The following is a 1,987-nucleotide window of genomic DNA, read 5'->3' on the forward strand; positions in this document are numbered from 1 at the left end:
TTTTTCTATCTGCCTGCAAAGTTACAGTGGATTTTCAAATATCTCATTATCAACCATTTTCACTCTTTTCCCTTATTTATCCTTGTATTTCTATGGCATAGAAATATCTATCGAAAAAGCTTTTATTTTGCAGATAAATCGAACGGAATATCGTTCGATAGAACTATTAAAAGAGCGATATGACGAACTCTATTTCAATAGTTCAATATATCGTCAAATAGAACTATCGAGATGTCGACAAATCGACAAATCGAACGATCGATAATTCGATATTTCGACAGATAAAAGAATTAATAATTCGTTCTGACGATTAGTTTAACGAGCTAACATTCGAATTATAGTTCAAACGATTAAAATATCTATAGTATGGAACAGATACAAACATCGCCCATATTTCTGGGCTTTTCCTCTCAAAAGGGAGGTGTTGGCAAAAGCACTTTGGCGGAGATAGTCAGCAGCATTCTTTACTACGAAAGAGGCATTCGCCTTTTTGCAGTAGACTGTGACTTGTCTCAGGATTCTTTCTATAAACTCCGTGAAAGGGAAAAGGCTTGCATTGAAAGTGATCCACAGCTTTCTCAGCAGATGAGACAACATTTCTCTTCTTTGAAGCGTACAGCCTACCGCATACTCAAAGCTGCACCTAAGGAGGCAATAGCAACGGCAAGCGAGTATATCAGTAATCATCCATCAGAGAAATTCGATTTGGTCATCTTTGACTTTCCCGGTCATGCGGGTACCAGCGACCTTCTGCAACTCTCGCTGGATATGGACTATATCCTTTCTCCCTTAGAGCCAGACGTGCAGTCGATGGTTGCCTGCCTCACCTATATCAAGGCGGTAAACGATTTGGGCGTGTCCATGTCAAGTGCCCGTATCAAGGAAGTCATTCTTCTATGGAACAAGGTTGACCGCAGGGTTAAGAACACGCTCATTGAATACTACAGCAAGTATATCAAGAACGAAGATTATACGCTGCTTAACCAAAACATCTATGCCACCCACCGTTTCAGCCATGAATTGGAGCAATACGGATTTCGTGGGGTATTCCGCTCCACTTATCTTCCTCCTAATAAAGCCTTACGGACAGGAACGGGTATTGATGAGCTGATAGAAGAATTACTTACCCATATTCAAATTAAATAAGACAGCATTATGGCAAACATACAGGAACAACGGCAAAAACTGGAAGCCAAGCTCAAGGAGATGGCCGAAGAAGGGGTGATGAAGACTCCTCCCAAGGAAACGCTGGCTTTTGACCCACCTGATGAGGAAGAAGATATGAAAACAGAGGTCAGTGCCAACCAAAAGGAAAAACTGCATCTGGTAAAGGAGGTTGTGTCTACCTCGGAAAATAAGCAGGATAAGACTTTGTATAAAAGCCACGAGAAAGGAAATGAAAAATGTGTGGGAACATCCCAGATTTCCTTAGACGACTACCGCACACGCTATTTACAGTCAGTCCGCCTCCGAGAGCGGACCAATTTTACCATGAGTGCTGAAACACTCCAAGTGCTAAAAAACGTCTTGCAGGACTTGGGCGAACGGGTATCAATGGCATCCTACATTGACAACATCCTGCGTGAACACCTCAAAGAGCACAAGGAACTGCTCAATAATGCCACAGCAAAACATCGACGAAAGGTAGCAATAGATTTTTGAACAAAGAACCAACGATATATAAAAATCACCATCATGCAAACGATACTATTCAACATACTTCTGTTTCTGATAGCGGTATGGGTGTTCATTGGAATACTCTTCCTCTGGCAACAATTCCGCATGGCGTGCTGCAAATTGGAGAAAGCATGTGAAAAGAAAAATGAACAGGAACAAAAACAGAGAGTGCCTTCTGTTACCCAAGACCAAATTGAGCAGGCACAGCAAATGCTTGTCGGCAAAAGTAAATCATACGGGGAACGCTATGCCGAAATCACAAAAGAGATTACGGAAAACTCTCAAAAAATCCCCGAAGTTCCCGCTGTTT

General features: G+C 41.8%; 3 protein-coding genes and 1 pseudogene. All 4 read left to right on the forward strand.

What is annotated here, in order from left to right; genetic code table 11:
- Positions 1-265 (forward strand): hypothetical protein (locus BN35_RS13975; protein ID WP_218916342.1); only part of this gene is annotated, 265 nt, incomplete at its 5' end.
- A 101-nt stretch (positions 266-366) separates the two neighbouring features.
- On the forward strand, positions 367-1,146 hold the full coding sequence (locus BN35_RS12275; protein ID WP_007173349.1) for a ParA family protein: 780 nt from the start codon (positions 367-369) through the stop codon (positions 1,144-1,146).
- A 9-nt stretch (positions 1,147-1,155) separates the two neighbouring features.
- Positions 1,156-1,662 carry a DUF3408 domain-containing protein gene (locus tag BN35_RS12280; protein WP_036887490.1) on the forward strand — a complete coding sequence of 169 codons (507 nt, stop codon included), beginning with the start codon at positions 1,156-1,158 and terminating at the stop codon, positions 1,660-1,662.
- A 33-nt stretch (positions 1,663-1,695) separates the two neighbouring features.
- Positions 1,696-1,987, forward strand: a pseudogene (locus tag BN35_RS12285) (hypothetical protein); the annotation flags it as partial.

Source organism: Hoylesella timonensis 4401737 = DSM 22865 = JCM 15640 (assembly GCF_000455445.1).
Taxonomy (GTDB): Bacteria; Bacteroidota; Bacteroidia; order Bacteroidales; family Bacteroidaceae; genus Prevotella; species Prevotella timonensis.